Raw genomic sequence first — 1,319 nt, 5'->3', positions numbered from 1 at the left:
TTTTCTTTTTACTTTCTTTTTCATTCATTTTCTTGTCTTTTCTTTTTGCATTTTACATTGAACCTCTCTTAGGTTTTGTAGATTATACTGTTATGAAAACCTTTGAAAGGGACAGTCACACTTTTAGTCAGTTAATGGATTATGGAACAATTACTTATGGGGTTGTATATTCTAGTTGGGTTGCTATTAATACAGTTATTTATGCTTCGCTGTCGCTACTATTACTAATGAAAATTAATAAGATTTTAGCTTTCTCCCTGCCTTTTCTTATTTATTGGGGAGCACACATCATTACAGCAAACCTATCATTAGAAGTTTTCTCACCGATCTATAGTGTTTTTCCATTTAGCATTACACAGCAGCCTATATGGACGGCGTTTATTCCTTTTGCTGGTTTGATCATTATCATTTTAAGCCTCACCTTACTTATCCCTTACACAAGAAAAAGCACTTTTGCTAAATTTCAATAATGAGTTTACAGACGTTTTCCCTAGCGGGAGACGTCTTTCTTTATGTGCGCTTGCAGAAGAATGTTATCGGAAAGTTGCTTATTGAAGAAAAGCCCCCAAATCAGGAAGACTTGAATTAAAGATAAATTAATTTAAGTTGGTTAAAACACCTGTATAAAATTTACTCTAGACTTTTACTTTAACAGTGGTTATTTATTAGCTTTGAACAAGAATAAACCCCACCATCCTAATAAAAAGAAATAGCCAATCAATACGTAAATAGACCAAAAAGCGCCCTGCTGTAATTGACTAACTAAATATTCAAATTCATTCATTCCTACGGGTCTTCCAATACTATTTATTAGACTAACTATCGGAACTGTAATAGTAAATAAAGCGGCAACAATGGACCAACTTTTATTATCCCTTTTTACAATACTTAATATTGCAGTACCTAGAGTGGTAATAAAAAACAAGTAATATATTGCCCAAATCCAATCAGGCAAACTCTCCCATTGCATAGTATCCCCTCCTTAAAACCGATACAACTCGTTTTTTAGTAATTTTATTTAAACCACCCATTTCTTTAGTGTAATTTTACACCAAACGAATGGTTGGAGCAATCTATAATGTGAAAATCTCCTCTACTTACCCTCATGAAAAACATACACCATCTATCCACTTTAATTTCAAAACTGACTTTTATCTCGAAACTGAGTCTTCAACTAACCTGCCCTATACTTGAAAACTCAAATTCAAGATAATCGTCCTGTCACTTTTAACAATTATTCCAAAAAGTTATTAGGAGAGATTGGCAATGAATGCTACCCATTAAAAGAAAAGCCTCTCAAGAGTTTATAAACTCTTGAG

1 protein-coding gene and 1 pseudogene are annotated in these 1,319 nt (G+C 33.0%); one reads left to right on the top strand and one right to left on the bottom strand.

The window, feature by feature from the left end; translation table 11 throughout:
* Positions 1-470, top strand: a pseudogene (locus LD39_RS23150) (ABC transporter permease); the annotation flags it as partial.
* 188 nt (positions 471-658) lie between these two features.
* On the opposite strand, the gene LD39_RS15225 reads toward LD39_RS23150, so the two are convergent.
* Positions 659-970: a hypothetical protein gene (locus tag LD39_RS15225; RefSeq protein WP_035549059.1), complete on the bottom strand. Its 312-nt coding sequence runs from the start codon at positions 968-970 to the stop codon at positions 659-661.
* Positions 971-1,319: the final 349 nt, after the last annotated feature.

The organism is Halobacillus sp. BBL2006 (assembly GCF_000786645.1).
Taxonomy (GTDB): Bacteria; Bacillota; Bacilli; order Bacillales; family Halobacillaceae; genus Halobacillus.
Note: the sequence above shows the minus strand (reverse complement) of the source record. Positions and strands in the feature narration are given on the sequence as shown.

Coding starts and splice junctions, on each gene's coding strand:
- LD39_RS15225 (WP_035549059.1), bottom strand. CDS start 970: ATGCAATGGGAGAGTTTGCCTGATTGGATTTGGGCAATATATTACTTG.